The sequence below is a fragment of the Caproicibacter sp. genome, from assembly GCF_046707225.1.
Lineage (GTDB): Bacteria > Bacillota > Clostridia > Oscillospirales > Acutalibacteraceae > Caproicibacter.
The window spans coordinates 13,780-36,013 of record NZ_JBJKOP010000023.1; the positions used below are offsets into that span (position 1 = coordinate 13,780).

At 52.5% G+C, this 22,234-nt stretch carries 22 protein-coding genes and 5 tRNA genes; 16 read left to right on the forward strand and 11 right to left on the reverse strand.

Features of this window, described 5'->3' with window-relative positions:
- Positions 1-9: 9 nt before the first annotated feature.
- The 12 genes from ACLQ3M_RS03610 (at position 10) to ACLQ3M_RS03665 (ending at position 7,914) form a co-directional block, all read left to right on the forward strand.
- Positions 10-876 (forward strand): energy-coupling factor transporter ATPase, encoded by an 867-nt coding sequence (locus tag ACLQ3M_RS03610; RefSeq protein ID WP_411676346.1) that lies wholly within the window; start codon positions 10-12, stop codon positions 874-876.
- Positions 869-1,684, forward strand: a complete 816-nt coding sequence (locus tag ACLQ3M_RS03615) for an energy-coupling factor transporter transmembrane component T family protein (RefSeq protein ID WP_411676347.1) — start codon at positions 869-871, stop codon at positions 1,682-1,684. The genes ACLQ3M_RS03610 and ACLQ3M_RS03615 overlap by 8 nt, the downstream gene beginning before the upstream one ends.
- An 11-nt stretch (positions 1,685-1,695) precedes the next feature.
- On the forward strand, positions 1,696-2,469 hold the full coding sequence (gene truA / locus ACLQ3M_RS03620) for a tRNA pseudouridine(38-40) synthase TruA (protein WP_411676348.1): 774 nt from the start codon (positions 1,696-1,698) through the stop codon (positions 2,467-2,469).
- A gap of 45 nt (positions 2,470-2,514) precedes the next feature.
- The gene (locus ACLQ3M_RS03625) at positions 2,515-3,747 is read left to right on the forward strand and encodes a DUF5711 family protein (protein WP_411676349.1); all 1,233 of its coding nucleotides are present in this window, start codon (positions 2,515-2,517) and stop codon (positions 3,745-3,747) included.
- A 76-nt stretch (positions 3,748-3,823) separates the two neighbouring features.
- On the forward strand, positions 3,824-4,378 hold the full coding sequence (locus ACLQ3M_RS03630; RefSeq protein WP_411676350.1) for a CvpA family protein: 555 nt from the start codon (positions 3,824-3,826) through the stop codon (positions 4,376-4,378).
- Positions 4,353-4,964 (forward strand): CDP-alcohol phosphatidyltransferase family protein, encoded by a 612-nt coding sequence (locus ACLQ3M_RS03635; protein ID WP_411676351.1) that lies wholly within the window; start codon positions 4,353-4,355, stop codon positions 4,962-4,964. Before ACLQ3M_RS03630 ends, ACLQ3M_RS03635 begins: the two co-directional genes overlap by 26 nt.
- A gap of 63 nt (positions 4,965-5,027) precedes the next feature.
- Positions 5,028-7,325 carry an AAA family ATPase gene (locus ACLQ3M_RS03640; protein ID WP_411676371.1) on the forward strand — a complete coding sequence of 766 codons (2,298 nt, stop codon included), beginning with the start codon at positions 5,028-5,030 and terminating at the stop codon, positions 7,323-7,325.
- A 95-nt stretch (positions 7,326-7,420) separates the two neighbouring features.
- Positions 7,421-7,494 (forward strand) — tRNA-Gly (locus ACLQ3M_RS03645).
- Positions 7,495-7,504: 10 nt separating this feature from the next.
- Positions 7,505-7,581 (forward strand) — tRNA-Arg (locus ACLQ3M_RS03650).
- Positions 7,582-7,593: 12 nt separating this feature from the next.
- Positions 7,594-7,670, forward strand: a tRNA-His gene (locus ACLQ3M_RS03655).
- Between the two features lie 47 nt (positions 7,671-7,717).
- A tRNA-Gln gene (locus ACLQ3M_RS03660) sits at positions 7,718-7,793 on the forward strand.
- 45 nt (positions 7,794-7,838) lie between these two features.
- A tRNA-Lys gene (locus tag ACLQ3M_RS03665) sits at positions 7,839-7,914 on the forward strand.
- A gap of 10 nt (positions 7,915-7,924) precedes the next feature.
- On the opposite strand, the gene ACLQ3M_RS03670 is transcribed toward ACLQ3M_RS03665, so the two are convergent.
- The 11 genes from ACLQ3M_RS03670 to pseB form a co-directional block, all read right to left on the reverse strand.
- Entirely contained in the window at positions 7,925-8,419 is a 495-nt protein-coding gene (locus ACLQ3M_RS03670) for a hypothetical protein (RefSeq protein ID WP_411676352.1), read from the reverse strand.
- 13 nt (positions 8,420-8,432) lie between these two features.
- A complete protein-coding gene (locus ACLQ3M_RS03675; protein WP_411676353.1) occupies positions 8,433-9,194 on the reverse strand; it encodes a type II CAAX prenyl endopeptidase Rce1 family protein in 762 nt (253 codons plus the stop codon).
- 765 nt (positions 9,195-9,959) lie between these two features.
- Complete coding sequence (locus tag ACLQ3M_RS03680) at positions 9,960-10,319, reverse strand: DUF4183 domain-containing protein (RefSeq protein ID WP_411676354.1); 360 nt, start codon at positions 10,317-10,319, stop codon at positions 9,960-9,962.
- A 188-nt stretch (positions 10,320-10,507) separates the two neighbouring features.
- Complete coding sequence (locus ACLQ3M_RS03685) at positions 10,508-11,479, reverse strand: glycosyltransferase (RefSeq protein WP_411676355.1); 972 nt, start codon at positions 11,477-11,479, stop codon at positions 10,508-10,510.
- A 3-nt stretch (positions 11,480-11,482) separates the two neighbouring features.
- Complete coding sequence (locus ACLQ3M_RS03690; RefSeq protein ID WP_411676356.1) at positions 11,483-13,408, reverse strand: motility associated factor glycosyltransferase family protein; 1,926 nt, start codon at positions 13,406-13,408, stop codon at positions 11,483-11,485.
- Entirely contained in the window at positions 13,405-13,740 is a 336-nt protein-coding gene (locus tag ACLQ3M_RS03695) for a hypothetical protein (RefSeq protein ID WP_411676357.1), read from the reverse strand. The genes ACLQ3M_RS03690 and ACLQ3M_RS03695 overlap by 4 nt, the downstream gene beginning before the upstream one ends.
- Positions 13,694-13,960, reverse strand: a complete 267-nt coding sequence (locus ACLQ3M_RS03700; RefSeq protein ID WP_411676358.1) for a hypothetical protein — start codon at positions 13,958-13,960, stop codon at positions 13,694-13,696. Before ACLQ3M_RS03700 ends, ACLQ3M_RS03695 begins: the two co-directional genes overlap by 47 nt.
- 154 nt (positions 13,961-14,114) lie before the next feature.
- Positions 14,115-14,621 (reverse strand): GNAT family N-acetyltransferase, encoded by a 507-nt coding sequence (locus tag ACLQ3M_RS03705; RefSeq protein WP_411676359.1) that lies wholly within the window; start codon positions 14,619-14,621, stop codon positions 14,115-14,117.
- Positions 14,593-15,630, reverse strand: coding sequence for a pseudaminic acid synthase (pseI, locus tag ACLQ3M_RS03710; RefSeq protein WP_411676360.1), 1,038 nt, complete (start codon positions 15,628-15,630; stop codon positions 14,593-14,595). Before pseI ends, ACLQ3M_RS03705 begins: the two co-directional genes overlap by 29 nt.
- Positions 15,631-15,680: 50 nt before the next feature.
- The gene (gene pseC / locus ACLQ3M_RS03715; protein ID WP_411676361.1) at positions 15,681-16,898 is read right to left on the reverse strand and encodes a UDP-4-amino-4,6-dideoxy-N-acetyl-beta-L-altrosamine transaminase; all 1,218 of its coding nucleotides are present in this window, start codon (positions 16,896-16,898) and stop codon (positions 15,681-15,683) included.
- 43 nt (positions 16,899-16,941) lie between these two features.
- On the reverse strand, positions 16,942-17,955 hold the full coding sequence (pseB, locus tag ACLQ3M_RS03720) for a UDP-N-acetylglucosamine 4,6-dehydratase (inverting) (protein WP_411676362.1): 1,014 nt from the start codon (positions 17,953-17,955) through the stop codon (positions 16,942-16,944).
- A gap of 213 nt (positions 17,956-18,168) precedes the next feature.
- On the opposite strand from pseB, the gene ACLQ3M_RS03725 reads away from it, so the two are divergent.
- The 4 genes from ACLQ3M_RS03725 (at position 18,169) to ACLQ3M_RS03740 (ending at position 22,091) form a co-directional block, all read left to right on the forward strand.
- Positions 18,169-19,059: an aldo/keto reductase gene (locus ACLQ3M_RS03725; protein ID WP_411676363.1), complete on the forward strand. Its 891-nt coding sequence runs from the start codon at positions 18,169-18,171 to the stop codon at positions 19,057-19,059.
- 10 nt (positions 19,060-19,069) lie between these two features.
- On the forward strand, positions 19,070-19,741 hold the full coding sequence (locus ACLQ3M_RS03730) for a cytidylyltransferase domain-containing protein (protein WP_411676364.1): 672 nt from the start codon (positions 19,070-19,072) through the stop codon (positions 19,739-19,741).
- A gap of 47 nt (positions 19,742-19,788) precedes the next feature.
- Positions 19,789-20,577 (forward strand): SDR family oxidoreductase, encoded by a 789-nt coding sequence (locus tag ACLQ3M_RS03735; protein ID WP_411676365.1) that lies wholly within the window; start codon positions 19,789-19,791, stop codon positions 20,575-20,577.
- Positions 20,578-20,840: 263 nt separating this feature from the next.
- Entirely contained in the window at positions 20,841-22,091 is a 1,251-nt protein-coding gene (locus tag ACLQ3M_RS03740) for a DUF4183 domain-containing protein (protein ID WP_411676366.1), read from the forward strand.
- The last annotated feature ends 143 nt before the right edge of the window (positions 22,092-22,234 follow it).

Below are 22,234 nucleotides of genomic sequence, written 5' to 3' on the forward strand. Positions count from 1 at the left end.
GAGAAGCAAATGCCTGTCATAGAAACGAATGAACTTACTTTTCTTTACGGCGAGGGGACTCCGTTCTGTAAAACCGCCGTCGATCACATCAGCATCTCGATTGAACAGGGGGAGTTTCTCGGTCTGATCGGACATACCGGCTCCGGCAAATCCACACTGATTCAGCAGTTCAACGGGCTTTTAAGGCCGACCTCCGGCCGGGTGCTTTTAAACGGGAAAGACATCTGGGCCGAACCGAAAAAGATCCGTTCCGTCCGCTTTCAGGTCGGAATGGTTTTTCAGTATCCCGAGCATCAGCTTTTTGAGGAAACCGTCCTGAAAGACATCTGCTTCGGCCCGCAGAACATGGGCCTGCCGCCGGCCGAGGCGGCGGAGCGCGCCAGAGAAGCGGCGCGGTTTGTCGGCCTGTCGGACGAGCTGCTGGAAAAAAGCCCGTTTGAGCTTTCCGGCGGAGAGAAGCGGCGTGCGGCGATTGCGGGGGTAATCGCGATGGACCCCGATGTTCTGATCCTTGACGAGCCTACGGCCGGGCTGGACCCGCGCGGAAGGGACATGCTGTTGACGCAGATCAGCGCGTACCACCGCGAACGGAATAACACGGTGATTCTGGTGTCTCACAGCATGGAAGATATTGCCCGTGTGGCGGACCGCGTGCTGGTGATGAGCGGCGGGAAGGCCGTCATGCTGGACCGGACCGAAAAGATTTTTGCACGGGGCAGGGAGCTGGAGTCGCTGGGCCTGCGCGTGCCGGAAGTCACCAAGATCCTTCTGACTTTGCAGGAGCACGGCTATCCGGTCGAAGCTTCCCTGACCGTCGATCAGGCGGTCGAGCAGCTGCTGCCGCTGCTGAAGAAAGGGGGCGCCGCCCGTGGTTAGGGATATTACTCTGGGACAGTATTTTCCCGGAAACTCGCTGATTCACCGGCTGGATCCGCGGATGAAAATTCTGCTGACCTTTGCCTTCATTGTGTTTATCTTTATTGCAACGAATTTTCAGGGCCTTGCCCTCATGCTGGCGATGATGCTTCTGGTCCTTCTGCTTTCGGGAGTCCCGCTGAGCCAGTACTTGAAAAGCCTGAAGGCCGTCATCTTCATCGTGGCGTTCACCTTTGTTCTGAACCTGTTTTACGGCGGGGGAAACACCGTGTGGAGCTGGCGCTTTATGCGCATTACGGACGGTGGGATCAGCAACGCGATCTTTGTCGCCGTGCGGATTTTCAGCCTGATTTTGTTCAGCTCGGTGCTGACGTTCACCACCTCCCCGACCCAGCTGACCGACGCGCTGGAGCGGCTGATGAAGCCGCTTAAGGTTTTGCATGTCAAGGTGCACGAAATCGCCATGATGATGACGATTGCGCTGCGGTTTGTGCCGACGCTGCTGGAGGAAACCGACAAGATTATGAACGCGCAGAAAGCCAGGGGAGCGGACCTGGAAAGCGGCGGATTCATGCAGCGGATCAAATCGCTGATTCCGATTCTGATTCCGCTGTTCGTTTCTTCCTTTCGCAGGGCCTACGACCTCGCGATGGCGATGGAGTGCCGCTGTTACCACGGCGGGGAGGGACGCACCAAGATGAAGCAGCTTCACATGTCCGGGCTGGACGCCGCCGCGGCCGTATGCTCCGCCCTGTTCTGCGCGGCGGTTCTGTACTGCGCCTTGCGGTTCCCTGCCGCGCTGCGATAGGAAGGAAGCTTATGAGAAATCTTCTGCTTACCATTTGCTTTGACGGAGCAAACTACCACGGCTGGCAGATCCAGCAGAACGCCGTTTCGGTTCAGCAGGTTTTCCAGCGGGCGTTGGAACGAATCCTGGGCGGGCAGCCGGACATCAAGGGCTGCAGCCGAACCGATTCGTTTGTGCATGCGCGCGAGTTCTGCATCAGCTTTCATACGGAACATTCGATTCCCTGCGAACGGCTGGTCGGCGCAATGAATCACTTTCTGCCCAAAGACATCGCGGTGCTTTCCTGCCGGGAGGTGTCGGATGAATTTCACGCGCGGTATTCCTGCCTTGGAAAGGAATACGAATATTGCATCTGGAATAAGCGGGTCAGAAACCCATTTTTGTCCGGCAGGGCGCTTCACTACTGGGTTCCGCTGGACCTTGTCCGCCTGAACCGGGCGGCGGCGTGTCTGGTCGGTTCTCATGATTTTACCTCTTTTTGCGCGGTCGACGCGCGGGAGAGAGACAATATGACGCGCACGGTGACCGAGGCACAATGGAAACGGCAAGGCGACGCCGTCAGTTTTTTTGTCTCAGCAGATGGATTTCTTTACCATATGGTGCGTATCATGGTCGGAACAATGCTTCGCGTCGCGGAAGGCAAACTGGAACCGGAAGCGATGGAGAGAATTTTGGCGGCATGCGACCGCAGGGCGGCGGGTCCGACGGCTCCGCCGCAGGGACTGTATCTGAACAGGGTTTTCTATCCCCCGGATTCTCTGATATGCAGGAGGAACCCCTCATAAAGCAGCGATATTATGGGATTGGCAGAGGAAGGGATGTGAGGCTCATTGGCTGAAAACGGGCGTCGTTTCGATACGACGGAATTTGATCCTGCCGGGCAGGGCCCCCACCGGCAGAGAAAGGAACCGCGTGTTTTCGGGGAGCATGCGGTTCCGCGCTGGGTTTACAGGATTGTTCTGATCCTGATTCTGTGTGTTACGGGAACTCTTGGATGGATGAACCGGGATAATCTTACTCCTTCGAATGTCCTGGAATGGATTCAGGCACGCGTTGTCGGGATGGGCGTGGGCGACGGTTATCCTCACTCCATCGCGGGCACGTCCGTCCTGCCGAAAAATTTTATTTCCGCCGATAAAAACATCTATTTTGCAAGCGACACTTCTTTGACGGTGATGAATTCAACCGCGAAGGAGCTTGTTTCCCGTCAGCACAGCTTCAGTGACCCCGTTCTCCGGCTGGGCGGGAACAGAATGCTTCTTTACAATCTCGGCGGCAGAGGCTGTCAGCTGGAAAGCATGAATCGTACGGTTAAAAAGATCAGTGTGGATCAAAATATTATAGCCGGAGCGCTTGCCCGGCAGGGCGAGTATGCGCTGCTGACGGAAGCGGACGGCTACTGCGGGGAACTTACCGCTTATACGGCGGACGGACGCGAGCAGTCCCATTACTGGTTTTCCGATTATTATCCGACCGCGGTCGCGCTGAATCCGGATGCAACCAGGGCGGCGGTAACAGGCGTCAACGTGACGAACGGGGTGATGAAATCAGCCGTTTACCTGCTGGACCTGAGCAGCGCGAAGGCGCAGCCGCCGCTCGCGGTTTATGACGGCAATATGATTTTTGACGTTTCGTGGAATGGGGACAGCTCGGTCACCGCATTTGGGGACCAGGCCGCGGTGGTTATCAATGCGGACAGCAAGGCGAAAACGGAATACGATTATGGAGCGATGCAGCTGACGGCTTACTGCTCCTCCGAAGGCATGACGGCGCTGGGCTTTTCTTCCTATTCGGGCTCTTCGAATTCCACGTTTGCAGTCCTGGACCGCTCCGGAAAAAAAATACTGTCCCAGCAGCTTCAGGGGGCAATCCGTTCCGTATCGCTGTATGGCTCCGCCGCCGCCGCGCTGTGCGGCTCTAAAGTTTCGTTTTACACGACATCGCCCGTCGGAGCCGCCGGAACCTGCGACGCGGGGAACGACGCGAAGGCGGTTGCGATGAAGGACGAGACGTCCGCATATGTGCTTGGAGTTTCGGAGATCCGGATGGTATCTGTCCGGTAAACGGCTTGTGCAAATGGCTGTTTTGTGATATATTGCTTTTGTATGCGGATTTATTTTGCTATTATGGAGGCATAAAGTGGGAACATTTTATGATCTTGCGCTGCTCGGCGTTCTGCTGATTTTTGTCATTTCAGGCCTGCGCCGGGGAATTGTCAGGACCGTCATCGAGCTGGCGGGTTTTATCGCGTCCCTCGTCCTTTCCGCGCGTCTGTCGGCTCGTTTTGCCGTTGCTGCCGGTCCGTATCTTGCAAAAGCGGTGCCTTCTCTTCATCTCAGCCAGACGCTGAGCCGAATTCTCGCCGCGGTGGTTTTATTTATCGGCTTGGAGATTTTGGTTCATCTGATTGCTTCCTCCGCCGACCATTTGTTTCGGCTGCCGGTTCTGCGTCAGGTCAACGCGCTTTTGGGCGGGGTTTTTGGTCTGGTAAAAGGTGTGGCCGTGCTTCTTGTTATCTGCGCGTTAACGCAGCTGGCGGTTCCGTCGGGACAGAGCGCAAAATCCGTGTGGAAGGAAATTGGAGATTCCCAAATTCTTCAGTTTACGAAGAAGAAAAATCCGGTTGATACATTATTACAGGCAGATCTTTGGAATGGAGTAAACTGGGATGCAAAACAGAAACAAGAACTTTAATATTCCCAATACGCTGACGATTCTCAGAATTCTGCTGATTATCCCGTTTGTCATTTACTATGCGGGAGATCAGATTCTGAAAGCCGCCGCCGTTTTGATTTTATCCGGTCTGACCGATATGTTTGATGGAATGATCGCCCGCAAATATCATCAGACGACGGAGCTGGGGCAGATGCTGGACCCTCTCTCCGACAAACTGACACAGGGCGCGGTGGCAATCTGCCTCGCGGTGAAGCAGCCGATTCTGATTCCGTTTCTCGCGGTCTTTGTCATCAAAGAGGCCTTAATGGTTTCCGCGGGAATCTTTCTGATTGGAAAAAAGAAAAAGCGTCCGGGCGGCTCCATGTGGTTTGGAAAAATCGCCACCGTTCTTTTTTATATCTCTTTTGGAACCATTGTTATTCTGAAAGGATTTTGGGGAATTGAGAATCTTTATGTCTCGGTGACGCTGCTGTCTATTACGGCGGCTTTCATGATTTACGCGTTTATTCGGTATGCACGGATCTATTTTGACATTGTACATTCCAACGATCCGAAGTACAGGATTGACATTCAGGAAGTAATGGATAAAAAGAGACGCGGCTAAAAACTTGTAAATCCGTTTTTTTATGGTATCATATAATGAATAGAAAAGAAGTGAGCTGAAATGATGATGTGTTCCAAATGCCATAAAAGACCTGCGGTTGTTTTTCTTACTCCGTCGGCCGATGCCGGGGAGAGCCGCGGGCTTTGCCTGATTTGTGCGAAGGAACTTGGAATAAAGCCGGTGAACGATCTGCTTGACCAGATGGGAATCACCGATGAACAGATGGAAGCGATGGAGTCGGAACTGAGCGATATGCTGGAAGAAAACCAGGTGGATTCCGGTGAAAACGAGAACAGCTCCGAAAGTGCTCTGAGCGGCTTTGTGCCCGGGGGTGCTGCGACGTTTCCGTTTATTCAGAATATTTTTCCCGGCGGCAACAGTCAGGAGCATGTGCAGAATGGGGAGTCCGCAAAGAAGGCTCCCAAGGAAAAACATAAAACAAAGCGCAAACATCTGGATGCGTACTGCACGAATCTGACCGCTCGGGCCAGGTCGCAGCAAATCGACGCGGTCATCGGCCGCGAAAAGGAAATAGCCCGGGTGATCCAGATTTTAAGCCGCAGAACGAAGAACAATCCCTGTCTGATCGGCGAACCCGGCGTCGGCAAGACGGCGGTGGCGGAGGGTCTGGCGCTGCGCATTGCCGGCGGAAACGTGCCCGCCGCACTGCGCAAAAAAGAAATTCATTTGCTGGACCTGACGGCGCTGGTTGCGGGAACACAGTTCCGCGGGCAGTTTGAAAGCAGAATCAAGGGCCTTTTGGAAGAAGTTAAAACAGAGGGAAATATCATCCTGTTTATCGATGAGGTCCACAATCTGGTTGGTACAGGCGATGCGGAAGGCTCCATGAACGCCGCAAACATTCTGAAACCGGCCCTTTCCCGCGGTGAAATTCAGGTGATCGGCGCGACAACCTTCAGCGAATACCGCCGGTATATTGAAAAGGATGCCGCGCTGGAGCGGCGCTTCCAGCCGGTCACGATTGCGGAACCGTCCATTCAGGATACGGTCGACGTGCTCAACGGCATTAAATCCTACTATGAGAATTTTCACCGCGTGCGCGTTCCGGAACAGATCGTCAGGAAAATCGTCACGCTGTCGGAGCGGTATATCAACGACCGTTTTCTGCCGGATAAAGCGATTGATCTTTTGGACGAAGCGTGCTCCTGCGCCGCGCTGAGAAACACTTCCATGGAGCAGTACGACAAGAACGCGGAACAGCTGGAGGCCTTGCACGCGCAGGAAGAAGAACTGACGGCGGACAGCGCGGAGCCGGATTATCAAAAGCTGGCCGAAATCCGAATGAATATTTCGCGGCTGGAACTGAAGGAAAAAGAGCTTGCGCCGGCGGCGCTGGGTTCCGAAGTCGAGGAAAGGGACATCGCCCGGGTGATCGAATTGTGGACGGGGATCCCTGCCAGCCGAATTCAGGAAAATGAACTCAAAAAACTTGCCGGACTAGAATCGCTTCTGAACAGCAGAATCGTCGGTCAACAGGAAGCGGTAGCCGCCGTTTCGGCGGCCATCCGCCGCAGCAGGGTCCAGATCAGCCCGCGCCGCAGACCTGCCTCGTTCATCTTTGTGGGCCCTACGGGCGTCGGTAAGACGGAATTGGTCAAGGTCCTTTCGAGGGAATTGTTCGACACTCCGGAAACGCTGATTCGGCTTGATATGTCGGAGTTTATGGAAAAGCACTCGGTTTCCCGCATCATCGGGTCTCCTCCGGGGTATGTTGGCTACGACGAGGCCGGGCAGGTAACGGAAAAGGTTCGCCGCCGCCCATATTCAGTCATTCTGTTCGATGAAATTGAAAAGGCGCATCCGGATGTGATGAATATTCTTCTGCAGATTCTTGACGAGGGGCGTATTACGGATGCGCACGGCAGAAATGTCAATTTTGAGAACACGGTGCTTGTAATGACCTCAAACGCGGGCAGCGAGAAAAAAGAGGGAACCCTTGGGTTTGCCCGCAGCGACGCGGATGTGAGCCGTGAGCGGGCTCTGAAGGCACTTTCCGACTTTCTTAGGCCGGAGTTTATCAGCCGCGTAGACGAAATCATTGTATTCCGGCAGCTGAAGGAAGACGATTTTGAAAAAATTGCGCACTTAATGCTTGAAGAATATGTTGCCACGCTCAAAGATCGTGGAATTCGTTTTGCCTATGACGAAAAGGCGACCGGATGGCTTGCGCAGCATGCGATCGGCGGAAAAAGCGGCGCGAGGGATCTGCGAAATTTGATTCGCCGCAAAGTGGAGGATCAAATTGCTTCTCTCTTGGTGGAAAACAGCGACGGGTCTGTTGCAGGAATTGCGGTGACCGCGGACGACGCGGAGGGAATCAAGCTGCAGGTTCTGCAATAAGGGGACGAAAAGTAAGATAAAAGGCCGGAGAAAATTCAAAATTGTTATTGACAACTGCTGCTGAACGGTGCTATAATAAGAGCCGTCGCTGAAACGCGAGTGTAGTTCAGTGGCAGAACTCCAGCCTTCCAAGCTGGTCGCGTGGGTTCGATTCCCATCACTCGCTCCATATTTTTTTTGCGCCAATAGCTCAGTTGGATAGAGCAACTGCCTTCTAAGCAGTAGGCCAGGGGTTCGAATCCCTTTTGGCGCGCCACTTTTTGACATGGTGGATGTAGCTTAGCTGGTTAAAGCGCCAGTTTGTGGCACTGGAGACCGTGGGTTCGAATCCCATCTTCCACCCCATTTTTTTAGATCATACGGTTGTGGGCAAGGCGCCGTACTTGATAGATTGGGCTGTAGCCAAGGGGTAAGGCAACGGACTTTGACTCCGTCATTTCGTAGGTTCAAATCCTGCCAGCCCAGCCACGGGTCCGCCCCGGCGGGCTTTGCGCGAAGGGCGGCCCAAAATATGAATCATTAGCTCAGTTGGTAGAGCACTTGACTTTTAATCAAGGTGTCCGGGGTTCGAATCCCCGATGGTTCACCAAATTTCCGCATCAGATAGCCGTTTTTCGGCAATCAGGTGCGGACTCTTTTTGCCCATCATTAGCATGAAACCGGCTAAAACGGCCTGAAATGTTGTAAAAATGTTGTACAACTTTTGCCCTTAAAACGGCGTCGCAATAGAAAAAACGGAAGCTCATTGGATAACTCACGTTTTTGCCGTTTGCAACGGCAGTTTTTAGCTGGCGGCCTTCCCAGGTAAACTGCGTTTGCTGGCCATTGGTTCCTTTCCGATAAAAGAGCGGATTTTCAATGGCATCGTAGGTAATATCGTGTTCTTCGCCGTTGTAATTCGTCAGCAGGTCCTTCCAGTCGGAATTGCCGTAAGCATAGCTCACCGTTCCCCGTGGCGGTTCCCAAAGCTTCCTCCGGGTCGGTGTAAGCGTAAGTATTGGCCGCCGTGATGTTCCCGCCGCGTTTGTTCTCCAAATGGAAAAACGTATAAACAGAGTAAAAACGCCATGGAAATCAGGGCAACTTGTAATCATATTTTTTCCTGCCTTAAGAATATATAAAACTAGTTAGATAATCATAAATACCATGGAAAAAAGCAGAAGTGAGGATATTGTCGCTTCTTTTATAGATAATTAATGACAGAATATGAAATGCTAAAATGAAAACAGCTTGTGCTATAAAAGAATATATTTCAAAAGGTCCATGAACAAAGTCATTAAAAAAATGAGAAATCCAAAACATTAAGCCTACAACGGGAATCGCAATATATTTACTGTGAATTATCTCTAAAATTCTAGATTGGATAAACGCTCGGTAAGATAATTCCTCTTTTAGTCCGGTAAAAACTAGGTTGTTAATCAGATCAACTACAGAAAACTTAAATTTATAGAGATTATAGAAAGCAGTAATATTACCTGTCATATAATAAATTAAATAAATAAGGAATGCCAGCATTATTCCTAAGATGATACCTGTCAAGCAAGCTTGTAGGTTTTTGTTTTTCCTCAAACCTAATGATGAAAATTTTTGCTTACGAAATTTCACTATTACAAATAGGGCAATAAATGGGATGATATTAGAGGGGAAAACTGAAATTAGACATGCTAATTTATCTGCTTGAAAATCCGCGAATCCAACGGTTATCATATAAGGATAAAGGTTATTGGCAATGTTATCTCTTATAGATTTACCCAAATTGTTTACAACCCAAAAATAGATATTTATAATATCTAATATATAAAATACAATCGCAAGAATTCCATCAATTTTATTGTAATCATGTAAATGATCATTGTGATTTCGGTACATATTCAAAACCCCATAATAAAAAACTCCAGAAGAGTCTAAAATTCCCCTGAAGTTTTACATATTTCAGATTGTTGGTCTGGAATTGTAAGCTACTATTTGATTGCTGTTATCGATATCTTCATGTAGGAAAATGTAGGAAAACGTCGCACTTCTCCATTACAATACTCTTTCTGTCCACAGAAAGATTGACATTTTCCAATGCAGCCACCATGCGGAGCTGCAAACCATTACAACCATAAAGTAACCATTATCATTGGTATGTTCTGGGCTGAGGACTGATTTTTATGCTTTTATGGGAACAGCTAGAACAGCTTAATATTCATCTAAAAAATTCTACAGATAATAATACAATCCGGACGTATAACCTTCAAGAGTAATTGTGCCGAAATTTGACTCAATTTTTTGTCGAGTTTTAAGAAGGTGTCATCTTATCTGAGTATATCTTCTTGTCTATTTGAAAAATTTGCAAGGTCCTTCCAGCCGGAATCACCGTATAACTTACCGTTGCCGTGGCGGTTCCCAAAGCTTCCTCCGGGTCGGTGTAAGCGTAAGTATTGGCCGCCATGATGTTTCTGCCGACATCATAGGGGTACGAAACGAGGGTACGTCCCGCAATTCCTATCAGAAATTTTTTGCAAATTCTGGCTTTCAGACAGACGTTATCCTATTTTCTTTATCATTATAATTTGGTGGGGCCTTCCGGAGAAAAACCGGAAGGCCCTTTTTGTTGAATCATTCAGGTGCTTTTTAGTCCTGCGGCAGATGTTACGGCACAGCCACTCTCCCTGTAGAGCCGAGTTTTCCAAGGGTGAGAGTAATGGGCGTACCGGATGCGATTGTATAGGTAGCAGTACCGTTGTTCACAAAGTGGACGCTTGAATCGGTAACGACCGTGACGTTGGTACTTTGCTGCAATACGCCGTTAATAAACATCTGGTATTTTCCGTCAACTCCCGGCGTAGCAAATCCAGTTAGAGTTGCGCCGCTGCCAGTGGACCATCTTGCGGCCGACCATGTGGCCGAGGCGTTTACTGCGATTGGCGTAGACGCGGTTACCGTCGTAAAGTAGTTGGTATCCGAAATGGACGAGGATGTGGATGCCAGTTGAAACAATTTGATTGCCATACTATTTTCTCCTTTCCGTATGAATCCTAATACGGAAGGACCGACTCTGATTTCAATGAGCAAGATTATTTGACGCGGCTTGCAGCCACCTGATTCGTCAGGAGCAGCGCATCCGTATTAAGCTACTTTATTTTATGTCTGTTATCTCTTCCCGGTGACACGGGATAGGACAACTTTAACGCTTCGCGTTAGCAGACTTTGATTTTTTCTATCATTTCCCGAATGATGGAAGCGCCGATTTCCGACCCGGGTACGCGGGCATCCGGTTCTTTCCTGAGAGCGAGACAGATTTTTAAATCCTCCAGTGCTTCCCGGTTCCGTCCAAGCCGGCGGTACAGTTCCGCGCGCAGAACCAGCAGATCGCTGTAAAAGAAAAAAAGCCGCAGACCTTCGCCAAGGACCTCCTCGGCTTCTTCATACCGCCCGAGGGACAACAGGGAAACCCCCAGACACTTGTACAGCTGCGGGCCGTAAAAACGCCCGCAACCGATCGTTTGGCGAGCCTGTTCCAAAGAGGCGGCGCTTTCCCGGCAATTTTCACGATTCAGAAATTCGATCCCTTGCAGATACCTCACGTAGCTGTCCTGCGGGTGTTCTTCCAGGTCTTTTTCCAGCAGGCGTTTCCGTTCCTCCAACTGCCATCCGACTGCTTTTTCTCCGCGGTGCGCAATGCAAAGACGGGAATCACAGATGGAGAAAAGGACTTCATCCGGGATCCATTCAAAGGAGCGGCAGCAAAAGCGATATTCATCCCGGTTCCGAATCAGCCGGAGAAACTGTGTGTGGGTAGTGATATTGCGTTCTTTCGGGTCGCAGCCAATAGAAAAGAGATAGCCTTCCGCGTTGGGGCTTTTCAGAAGAAACTTCAGTTCTTTACGGCCATCCTCAGAAATTTCCTCGTCTGCCTGTAGGAACAGCACCCATTTTCCGGCTGCGTGCTCCATGCAGAAATTCTTGATTTTACTGAAATCATCTTCCCACACAGGCCGATATACTTTTGCTCCCGCCCGTTCCGCCAGCTCGACCGTTCGGTCGGCGGAGCCGAGGTCGGCCACAAGAATTTCGTCGGCGGTTTCCTGCATGTTGTTCAGACAGTCGGGAAGAAACGCCTCATCGTTTTTCGTAATGACGCACAGACTGAGCTGCTTTTCTTTTGCCATAGCTCACACCGCCTTTTCCCGCATTTCTTCCGAAAGAGCCCGGAGGGAATCCGCCGCTTCCGCCAAAGTGACGGAAAGGCTCTGACAGACCACACGCAGATCATTGTAAAACCGGCTCTGAAGGCTAAATGCCTGCGCCGTTTTTTCCGGCGTATCGACCGTTCCCAACCGGTCCAACAGGTGAAAATAAGCACATTTCAACTGCTGGAAAAAGGTACGGCATAAGCCGTTTTCCGCAAATTGATGAAACGCGTCGATATTTTCCTGATAGGCTTCCTCCAGTGTCCGGCGGTCTTGTTCTTTCTCCCTGCTGCACAGCAGCAGCATCTTGTCGCATTTCAGCTTTTTTAAATTCATTTCCTTTGCAAGATTGCGGAATAAAACGGCGTAGCGTTCCACGTCGGTGATGAAATCGACGAGCCGCGTCCTGCGCGCCGCGATGGAGATGTTCGCCTTGTATTCCGAAATCAGTTCGCTGACCCGGGATGGGATCGGCTCGACGCAGGATTGCCGGATCAGTTCGCCGAGCTCCGCCCGGTCGGCTCCGTGGATTCTTGCGCCGCCGTCCGTTGCGTTGTAGAAACGATGCTCCGGATGGTCCTCGATGATGTGCTCCAGGCCCAGCCGGAAATCCGCCCAAAGCCGGTTGGAGGGAATCATATCTCCGTTGTTTCCTTCCACATAGACCGTGGGAATGGCATGAATCCGTTCTCTTGCCTGCTTTCCGGTTTCCTGTGAAATGACCGCTTCTTTGCTGTGCGTGAGGCCGTCCGGTCCGTAGGCGAAATCCTGCCCAACAAATATGATGGGATCGGCGCCTAGGTACATTGCGATGCATGTCGCAAAATGCGACACGTTTGCACCCGCGTCCAACTCGCTCCCGTCGCCCAGGTTTTGGTTGAACCAGCGGTTCAAGTCTTCCCCCTTGCGGAGGATGGGGATTTTTTCCCCGGCAAAAGAGCGAAAGACTCTCGGGTCAGTTACCGCGAGCGCGAGGAGGGCAATGTCGGGGGAATAATTCCGGTCTTTAAAATGGTACAGATAGGTGTATTTTGTCCGTTCGACGATTGCCAGAATATCCGGAGCGATTCCGCTTTTGGTGAGCGGAACAATGGCCGATTCCACGCAGAGGATTAGGGCCTTGCCATGAATCTCCTTGAGCTTCCGGATGCTTCGGTCCAGCGACGGGCCGTTGGAAATGATGAATGCCGGAACGTTCTTGTATTTTTCCTTCAGGCAGCTCGGGTACGGATTCTCCAGAATCTCCCGGACGTTGGACAGCATATTTCTCAGGCCGGTCATGTTGTCCTGATGACTGTTTCCAAGCAGGGACGACAGAAAACACAGCTCCCGAAAAAGATACCGGTGAATTTCAAGATACTCCGTTTTAAAGTTCCGCACGGCGGGTAAGGAGAACACAACGGCCGGATGCGTGACGCCGAAAAAGAGCATATTGTAGAAGAGCTCCTGAAACGCCTCTCTAAAGTAAGAGCTGTCCCCGACTAGAAATACGATCTTGTTTTCCTGAATCAGCGGCGACAGATCAAAATAATACAGCATCGCCTTGAACAAACAGCGGTCCCGTTCGAACACGACCACAAGCGTGTGGGGCTCTTTGTGGGCGAACAGCTCAAAAAGCGCATATCCGAATCCGGTGCCGTAAAGAAATACTTCGGCCGGGCCTCCCAGCGCAACCGACTGATACCAGGTTCTCGCCTCCCGGACCGGATGTTCGCTGGTAATATGGAAGCTTTCCTCCCCCTGCCGGTAACGGCAGACGGGGTACCCCTCCTCATTGTAGGCGACTTCTATTTTTTCCCGGAGCTCACTGTCGGAAATTTCAGACACGGAGGCTTTCAGCCATGGCGACAGCAGCGCAAGGTTTTTTTCATACATCTCTTTTGTCTCGCCCGGTTTGGCCATTTTCATATTCCGCCGCACCCCTTCCGCCATTCGTTGGTCAAGGGAATCAGTGTGTCCTCCAGCAGATCGGTAAGACCGGTAATATCCCGATTCCGCATGGAAAGATACAGCCTTTGAAGGGGGAGCAGCAGCCGGTTCAGATCGATTTGCGGCTCCCGTGAAAGCCGGTCGGTTTCGACCGCATGCTCCAGCTCCTCCATGGCATTCAAAAAACTGTCCATGCCCTCGTTGTCCTCTCCGATTCGGAACTGCCCGACCGCCGCTTCCAGGAATTTCAGCAGACGCCCCTTTTCAGGCATTGGCTGCATTGGGTCCGCTTCCACCGTCTTCTTCTCCATCGACTAATTCCCTCCATCCGTTTGTCTGATAGTTCTTTAAATGTTCCAGTGTTCCAAAGACTTGAGTCTGGACTGCGCTGTCAAAATCACTGAGGATTTTGTTTTCCTCATCCTCTTCCGCTTTCGATAAGATCACATCCGTCAGCGGACCGGATTCCACCCGTATTGCAGCGATCAGGCTGCGGAATTCCGAAATTTTCGCTTCTTCTCTCCATTCCATCTACGTTCCTCCCATTCGGCACAATTTCTCCATGAAAATTCTGCTTCGTTACTGCATTCTATTCGCCGATGGCGGCGAGGTGTTCCGTTCTCAGCCGGAATCAAGGCGCTTTCCCTTCCTCTGCATGATTAGAGCAGACGGGTCCGGGCCGCCGTCATTGGTTTTCCTCCGGCTTCTCCAACCGGTAGATTCGGCTGTAGAGCTGAAATCCCGCCCGTTCCGCAGCTTTTTGCGATGCGGAATTCCCTACAAGAATCACCGCGTTGAGGCTTTGCAGTCTGAAATGTTCAAAACCATAGGCGCTTATCGCCCGGATTGCCTCGGTGCCGAAGCCCCTGCCCTGCGACGGAGGATCGATGAAGTAGGAAACGTCGGCCGATTTCCCGTACAGATTCTGCAGACCGGCAATTCCTATTTTTCGACCGGTTGCTTTTTCGGTAATCATGAAATCAAACCTTGTTGCGTCGTCCCGGTATTTTTCAAACCACGCCAAGTGTGTTTCCATCGTGAGTGGAATTTTAGACCGAAAGAAGCGGATGATCTGCCCGTTGCTGCGCCATTCTACGATCTGGGCGGCGTCTTTCCAGGTAATGCCGCGGTAAAGCAGCCGGTCCGATTCGAAGCAGGCGCTTTTATCCCGGCTCAAAGAGTCCGAAATCAATCGGCTCACCCCTTTCAATGTCCCGCAGCGCACGTTTTCCAAGAGCATGGGAATAATATTTGGGCTTCATGCCGCAGCCGGGACGGATCACACGGATATTCTCCCCAGTGAGAAGCTCGCCGGCTTTGATGTCCTTTACGGCGAACACGGAGCGTCGGAGCGGCATGCTTTCCTTTTCGAGGGCGGACGTTCCGCCCGCCTTCCCGCCGATGATTTCCGTCGCCGTCCTCACGTTTTTCACCATTTTGCGGAATTCGCCGGGTTCCAGGGAAAAGGCTTTGTCCGCACTGTCGATATCGCGGCTCAGACACAGATGCTTTTCGATCGCACAGGCGCCCAGCGAAACGGCGACAACGTCGGCAATGCTCCCCGGCGTATGGTCCGAAAAGCCGACGGGCAGCGAAAAGGCTTTTCTCAGTTCGGGGATGGCCGCAAGGTTGCTATCGTCGTACCTCGCCGGATATTCGCTGCAGCATTTCAGCAGCACGACCTCGTGGTTGCCGCTCCCGTACGCCGCCCGCAGCGCCTCGCCGATTTCTTTTAAGGAGGCCATGCCGCACGACAGCAGAAGCGGCTTTCCCTTTGAGGCGGCATACTCGATCAGCGGCAGGTCCACCAGTTCGAACGACGCGATTTTAAAACATGGAACATTCAGCGCATCCAAAAAATCCACGGCGCTGCGGTCGTAGGGCGTAGAAAAAAAGTCCAGCCCAAGTTTTATGCACTCGTCCCGGATCACGCCATGCCACTCCCACGGGGTACTGGCCTCCTTGTAAAGCTCATAAAGCAGCCTGCCGTCCCAAAGACCTCCTTTAATTCGAAAGCAATCGCGGCTGCAGTTAATCGTCATGGTGTCGGCCGTGTAAGTTTGCAGTTTCAGCCCGTCCGCCCCCGCTTCTTTGGCCGCCCGAACGATTTTCAGGGCGTTTTCAAGGCTTCCCGCGTGGTTCGAGGACATTTCCGCTATGATGTAAGGCCCGCGGCCGCAGAGTTTCTCATAGAAAGTCATACTGTCTTCTCCTGCCAATCTCACGAAAGTCGGTGGGGAAGGGAATCCCGCTATCCCGGTTTTCTGTAAAAGCCGACTACTTTCTTTACGGCACTTACCACGTCGGCGGCATCCCGGTCCGTCATGGAATAAAAAAGAGGGAGGGTCAGCGCGGTCCTGTAGTGTTCCTCCGCATTCGGACAGAGTCCCTCCCGGTAACCAAGCCGTTGGTAATACGGCATCAGATAGACCGGGATATAATGGATTGCCGCACCGATATTTTCGGCACGAAGCGCCTTGAGTACGGCGTCCCTGCCGGCCGTCAGCCTTTCCGTGTCGAGGCGGACGACATAAAGATGCCGGACCGTGTCCGATAAAGGGATTTCTTTCGGAAGAATGATTTCCGGCATCGGGGAGAATTCTTTGTTGTAAAAAGCAGTTAGTTCTTTTCTCCTTTTTGAAAACCGCTCCAGTTTATCCAGTTGACTGCAGAGAAGCGCCGCCTGCAGATCGGTGATGCGGTAGTTGTAACCCAAAGCCTGCTGCTCGTAATAACATTCGTTTTCATTTCTGCGAATCCATTTTCCTCTTTCACGCGTGATGCCGTGTTTCCCGTAAAGCCGGGCCTTTTCGCAGAGTGAATCGTCGTTGGTCGTGACGGCTCCGCCCTCCCCGGCGGTCACGGTTTTGACCGGGTGAAAGCTAAAAGCGGTCAGGTCGGCAATGCTGCCAACCATTCGGCTGTCATACCGCGTGCCCATGGAATGCGCCGCGTCTTCGATCAGAATCAGATTGTGCTTTCTGCACAAGTCGCCAAGGGCGTAGAGGTCCGCCGCCTGCCCCATGTAGTCCACCGCGATGATTGCCTTGGTGCGGTCCGTAATCTTTTGCTCCGCCGCCTCCGGCGAAAGATTCCAGGAATGGGGGTCGATGTCGGCAAACACGGGAATTCCTCCGCAATACAGCACGCAATTTGAGCTGGCGGCAAACGTCATCGGGGGAACGATCACTTCATCTCCGGCTCCAATGCCGGCCGCGAGACATGCCGTGTGCAGAGCCGCCGTGCCGCTCGACACCGCTACGCAGCAGGCGCCCCCCGTCACCTTGCATAACTTTTGCTCAGCCTTCTCGACCATGGGACCGCAGGTTAGAAAATCGCTTTTCAGCACCCGCGTTACGGCGGCGATATCGTCCCCGTCAATATACTGCCTGCCATAGCTCAGAAAAGTATCGCGCACCGGTTTGCCTCCGTCTACGGCAAGCGGCGCAGCCGCGTTTTTGTTCTCCATTTGATGGATCAGAACCTCCCCATACAACAGCCGATGCCGAAAATCAATCGGCGGAATGGCCGTTTTCAAACGGGATCTTTGTCAGCAAGGACTGGAGCCGGCTTACATTCAGCCACTGCGTATTGGTGCCGGAACAATACTCAAACCGATACGCGACCTTTTTGGCGCCGTCCAGATTGTACTTGTCGGGGTCGCACCAGTCCATGCGCGGATAGATGACGTAATGCTTTTCGTATTCGTAGGTGGAAAGAGAATCCTCTTTCGTAATCATGACCTCGTGCAGCTTTTCGCCTTCCCGGATGCCGACTTCCGGCATTTCGCAGCCGGGGCAGATCGCCTGAGCAAGGTCCGTAACCTTGAAGGAGGGGATTTTTGAAATATAGGTCTCTCCTCCATAGGACTCGCTCAGTGCTTTCAGGACAAGATCAACGCCTTCCTCAAGCGTGATCCAGAACCGTGTCATGCTGTAGTCCGTTATTGGCAGAGAAGTCGAACCCTTTTCAACAAGGGAGCGGAAATAAGGGATAATGGACCCCCTGCTTCCGGCAACATTGCCGTAGCGTACAATGGAAAAAACCGTTTTTTTCGCGCCCGCGTAAGCGTTGGCGGAAATAAACAGTTTGTCGGAAACCAGCTTGGTACCGCCGTAAAGGTTTACCGGGTTGACCGCCTTATCGGTGGACAAGGCGACGACCTTTTTCACATTCGAGTCGATCGCGGCGTCGATTACATTGTATGCCCCGAGCACGTTGGTCTTTACCGCTTCAAACGGATTGTATTCGCACGCGGGAACCTGTTTCATCGCCGCCGCGTGCACCACGTAGTCCACCCCGTCAAAAGCCCGGTAAAGCCGTTCCTTATCCCTGACGTCACCGATAAAAAAGCGCATTTTATCAAGGTGCTTTGCAAACGTCATTTTCATCTGCCACTGCTTGAACTCGTCGCGTGAAAAAATAATCACCTTTTTGGGGTCGTAGTTTTCCAATACGCGCTTGGAAAACGCCTTCCCAAAGGATCCGGTTCCGCCGGTGATCAGCACCGTTTTTCCATTCAGCATACTACACCTGCTTTTCCCTCTGCTTCGCTGCAGCTTCAGCGGAGTTTTATTTGATCCTTTCTCAATTTATGTTTTTATAGGAAAAATGTGCTCCGTTATGATTCGGGAGGATCGGGTCCGCATATATTTGGGGCGAAAAAAATATATTAAATGAAGATGGAAAGACTCGTCGGGCGATGACGGGTGACATGGACCACGAGGGGATGATCCGATATGAAACTGGCATTGGGCACGGCGCAGCTAGGAACCGATTATGGCATTCAGGGAAACGGCAAACCTGATCCGAAAGAGGCGGGAAAGCTGCTGGACGCCGCTCTGGAGTTGGGGATTTCCTTGTTCGATACGGCGGCGGACTATGGCGATGCCGAAGCTCTTCTGGGAGATTATCTGGGAAATGGCGGCACTCGGGACTCCGTCCGGGTCGTGACCAAGCTGGAGCAGGGGGTCCTGGACGGCGTTCCCGAGAAGAAATACGAAGCCGTCCTGGAACAGAAGATCGAACAAAGTATGCGCAGGCTGAAGAGTTGCCGTCTGGACGGCCTTCTGTTTCATAACGCGGAATATGTTTTCCGCCCGCGCGCCGTGGAAGCGCTGATCGAAGAAAAATACCGAGGGGACGTAAACCAAGTCGGGGTTTCGGTATATACTCCCGCGGAAGCGGAGGAGGCCCTTGCCTATGACGGCCTTGACGTGATTGAGGTGCCGTACAATGCTTTGGACCGGAGACTCGACCGGAGCGGCTTTTTTCGAAGGGCCAAGGAGCGCGGAATGACGGTTTTCGCGCGCAGTTCGCTGCTGCAGGGCCTTTTAACGATGCCGCCGGAACGGCTGCCCGATTTCATGGGCTTTGCGGCGCCTTATGTCGCGCAGTTTCAGGAGCTGTGCGGGGAAGTGTCCCTTTCGCCGCTGGAGTGCGCGGTGGGCTTTGCCGCCGCGCACCCATGCATTGATTACCTGGTCTTCGGCGCGGACAGCGTGAAGCAGCTTGAGGAATATGCCCGCGCCGCCCGAAAGGGGATGGACCCGGAGGCATACCGGCTGATCTTTTCAAAATTTCAGGATGTTCCCGAACGGGTGATTACCCCGTTCCTTTGGAGAAAGTGAGGGGAATGCCATGCTGCCGTATCTGGCGATCGTACAGGCGCGGATGGGTTCGTCCCGGCTGCCGGGAAAGGTCATGGCGGATCTGTGCTCCAAGCCGATCATCTGGCATGTGATTGAAAGGCTCAGGTTGTCGAAAACGGTGGGGCGAATCGTCGTGGCGATTCCGACGGGCGAGAAGGACGACGTCCTGTTCGCTTATCTGCATGAAATCGGCGCGGAGGTTTTCCGCGGGAGCGAAACCGATGTCCTGGGCCGTTTCTGCCAGGCTTCCCGAGCGCACCCGTCCCATGCGGTTGTGCGTGTCACCGCGGACAATCCTCTTTTCGATCCAAAGGTGCTTGACGAAACCGTCCAATATTTTGAAAAGGGCGGGTACCGCTATGCCCGTACCGAGGGGTTCCCGCTTGGCGTCGGCGCGGAGGTGTTTACGGCTTCGTTGCTGGAGGAAGCAAACGGCAGGGCCTTGACGGCCTTTGAGCGTGAGCATGTCACCCCGTATATGTATACCTCGCAGGGAAGCCGCGGCGCTTATGACTGCGGGAAAAATCGCAGCCGTATCCGGCTTACGGTGGACACGGAAGAGGATTTCCTTTTCATGCAAAAAATTTACAAACATTTTTTTAGGGGATTTCATAATTTTTTTCTTGATGACATCCTTGCTTATCTTGGGGAAGAAATCTGACCTTCTCAGGAACGGACGGGATAAAACGGACGCGGAGGCGAATTGTTTTGAACAGTCTTTTTAATCTGACGGGCAGGACGATTGTCATTGTCGGCGGGGCCGGCTACCTGGGCGGGCCGCTCTGCGAGGCTTTCGCGCAATACGGCGCCTCGCTGGTCATCGCTTCAAGGAATGCCGGGCGCTGCCGGGCGCTCGCGGAGGAACTATCCAAAAAATATAAGGTGGGGGCGATGGGGGAGCGGGTCGATATTCTCGATACCGACAGCATCCAACTTTTGTTTCGCACTGTCAGCGAGCGGTTCGGAAAGGTCGACGTCTTGGTCAACAATGCGTATTCCTCCGTTTTCGGCTCTGTCGAAACGATGTCCGACGAACTTTGGAATCGGGGAATTCAGGGGACGGCCGGCGGAGTTTTCCGCTGTGTCCGCGAGGTTCTGCCGTACATGCTGGACCGGCATTACGGCAAAATTATCAGCATTGCGTCCATGTACGGCGTGATGGCGCCGAATCCCGAACTATACGGCGGCGACAGCAGAATCGGCAGCCCAGTTTGCTACGGCGCCGGAAAGGCCGCCGTGATTCAGCTGACAAAATATATTGCCGCCTATTACGGCAGGCAGGGTATCCTGGCAAACTGCATCTCCCCCGGCCCGTTTCCTCATAAGGATGTTCAGGAAAACCGGGATTTCATGACCGCGCTCGGTGAAAAAACCATGCTGGGGCGTTTCGGCCGCCCGGAGGAACTCATGGGAGCCGCCGTGTTTCTGGCCAGCGACGCGTCCAGTTACATCACGGGGCAAAACCTCTGCGTTGACGGCGGAGCGACCTCCTGGTGAATATCCGCTGAGCTGCACGAGGATGTGTCACCGGATGCGTTTGGGGAATAATATAAAGGGATCACAGCAAAGAATTATTGCCCGGGGTGAATACCGTGTCAAATTTTTGTCCTTTCATTACCTGTCGGTTGACGGACCGATGCGGAACTGTCGTCAGCCCATATGATCCGGGCGCCATTCTCTATACAGTGCTGCCGCCTTCCGGGAATAAGTTGAAACAAGAGAACCTGTCGGTCGCGATAGAAGGATATGTATCAATATATTTGGATGAAAAAAGAATTTCCGTTCCGATTCCGTTTTACATCGTTCCGTCGGTCCGGGTTTCAGCCCCCAAAAGGAGCTCTTTCACCTTTCGGCTGCAGAGCTTTCATTGTTGGGCGCTTCCCTGCGGCTGCGGGGAAAGTCCCGGGTTTGAGCGAGTCAAGCTGCTGATTCGCATGGAAACGGTCGTTTCCGCCAAGAAAGCCTGCAGCCTGCTCGTCCCCAAAATAGATTCCTGCCAGCGGGAAACCGACCGCGTTTGTATCTATGCGAACAGGATTTTTGACAGTGTCCGCTTTTGCGGCGGATGCTGTATCTATTATAAGAATGTCGAGCTCCGCGCGGAGCTCTCCCAATACAACGCCGTTTCCGACGGCGTCAGGCGGACTTACCGCAACTGCGACGAACTGAAAAAATACGGAGACAAAGGAATCCTCTCCCCGGAAGAAGTTTCCTATTACGATGTATTCGTAAACGGCGTGCTGCAGCCGAAACCAACCTACATTTTAAAAAGGGGAGAACTGACGTTCACAACGCAGGACGTTCCTACCAAAGGGGCGCCCGTCATAATTTTATTTACCACATGGAGGAATATAGACTGCCAAATCATGGAGGTTTCCGACCGGCAGTACAACGCCGTTTCCGACGGAATGAAAAAGAGCTACACCGATGAAGACGAAATAAAAGAGTATGGAACCCAGGGGATTCCCTCTCCCTGTGAAGTGTCCTATTATAATCTCTATCTCAACGGCGTCCTTCAGCCGAAAGTAAACTACCGGATTCGAAAGGGCCTTTTGGAGCTGACCACATCGGACGCCCCCGCGAAAGGAACTCCCGTCATTCTGGAATCTATCGCCATTCGCGATTCGGAAGGCCGCCTTTTTCACGCGGAGGCCCTCCACTACAACGCGTACTCCTACGGCGGGAAAATTTATACAAACCGGGATGAAATCCGCATGTACGGTGAAAATGGAATTCCGAATCCGAATTCTGTTTTTTATCAGAATTTGTTTATTAACGCCGTCCTGCAGCCTCATGCGAACTACATCGTGCAGCAGGGCTGCCTTTTGCTTGAAACAACGGACAGCCCGACGGTTACGGCCCCCATTACGCTGCAGTCCGTCAGCGGCGGCTGCGAGCTGCCGAACTGCGAAACGCAGATGTCCGACGCGGCGCTTGCACAGTGGAAAAAGGTGTATTCCTGCGGAGAGAATCCCGGCATTTCCCCCGATCGCATGCCCGGCGGAGATTAGGGGCCCGCGACTGCGGAAAAAGAAGAATCGCCCCGATCTTGCTTTGATTCCAGAATGTGATTAAAGATCGATTCTATCGGTCTCTAAGCCCCTGCCAATCCAATAGCTTACGACAGCAAGCCGAAAAACTTCGGGCTTGCTGT

Excerpts from the sequence above, each read along its gene's own strand:
- ACLQ3M_RS03610 (WP_411676346.1), top strand. The coding sequence starts at position 10 with ATGCCTGTCATAGAAACGAATGAACTTACTTTTCTTTACGGCGAGGGG.
- truA (WP_411676348.1), top strand. The coding sequence starts at position 1,696 with ATGAGAAATCTTCTGCTTACCATTTGCTTTGACGGAGCAAACTACCAC.
- ACLQ3M_RS03635 (WP_411676351.1), top strand. The coding sequence starts at position 4,353 with ATGCAAAACAGAAACAAGAACTTTAATATTCCCAATACGCTGACGATT.
- ACLQ3M_RS03640 (WP_411676371.1), top strand. The coding sequence starts at position 5,028 with ATGATGTGTTCCAAATGCCATAAAAGACCTGCGGTTGTTTTTCTTACT.
- ACLQ3M_RS03670 (WP_411676352.1), bottom strand. The coding sequence starts at position 8,419 with ATGATTACAAGTTGCCCTGATTTCCATGGCGTTTTTACTCTGTTTATA.
- ACLQ3M_RS03675 (WP_411676353.1), bottom strand. The coding sequence starts at position 9,194 with ATGTACCGAAATCACAATGATCATTTACATGATTACAATAAAATTGAT.
- ACLQ3M_RS03680 (WP_411676354.1), bottom strand. The coding sequence starts at position 10,319 with ATGGCAATCAAATTGTTTCAACTGGCATCCACATCCTCGTCCATTTCG.
- ACLQ3M_RS03685 (WP_411676355.1), bottom strand. The coding sequence starts at position 11,479 with ATGGCAAAAGAAAAGCAGCTCAGTCTGTGCGTCATTACGAAAAACGAT.
- ACLQ3M_RS03690 (WP_411676356.1), bottom strand. The coding sequence starts at position 13,408 with ATGAAAATGGCCAAACCGGGCGAGACAAAAGAGATGTATGAAAAAAAC.
- ACLQ3M_RS03695 (WP_411676357.1), bottom strand. The coding sequence starts at position 13,740 with ATGGAGAAGAAGACGGTGGAAGCGGACCCAATGCAGCCAATGCCTGAA.
- ACLQ3M_RS03700 (WP_411676358.1), bottom strand. The coding sequence starts at position 13,960 with ATGGAATGGAGAGAAGAAGCGAAAATTTCGGAATTCCGCAGCCTGATC.
- pseI (WP_411676360.1), bottom strand. The coding sequence starts at position 15,630 with ATGACTTTCTATGAGAAACTCTGCGGCCGCGGGCCTTACATCATAGCG.
- pseC (WP_411676361.1), bottom strand. The coding sequence starts at position 16,898 with ATGGAGAACAAAAACGCGGCTGCGCCGCTTGCCGTAGACGGAGGCAAA.
- pseB (WP_411676362.1), bottom strand. The coding sequence starts at position 17,955 with ATGCTGAATGGAAAAACGGTGCTGATCACCGGCGGAACCGGATCCTTT.
- ACLQ3M_RS03725 (WP_411676363.1), top strand. The coding sequence starts at position 18,169 with ATGAAACTGGCATTGGGCACGGCGCAGCTAGGAACCGATTATGGCATT.
- ACLQ3M_RS03730 (WP_411676364.1), top strand. The coding sequence starts at position 19,070 with ATGCTGCCGTATCTGGCGATCGTACAGGCGCGGATGGGTTCGTCCCGG.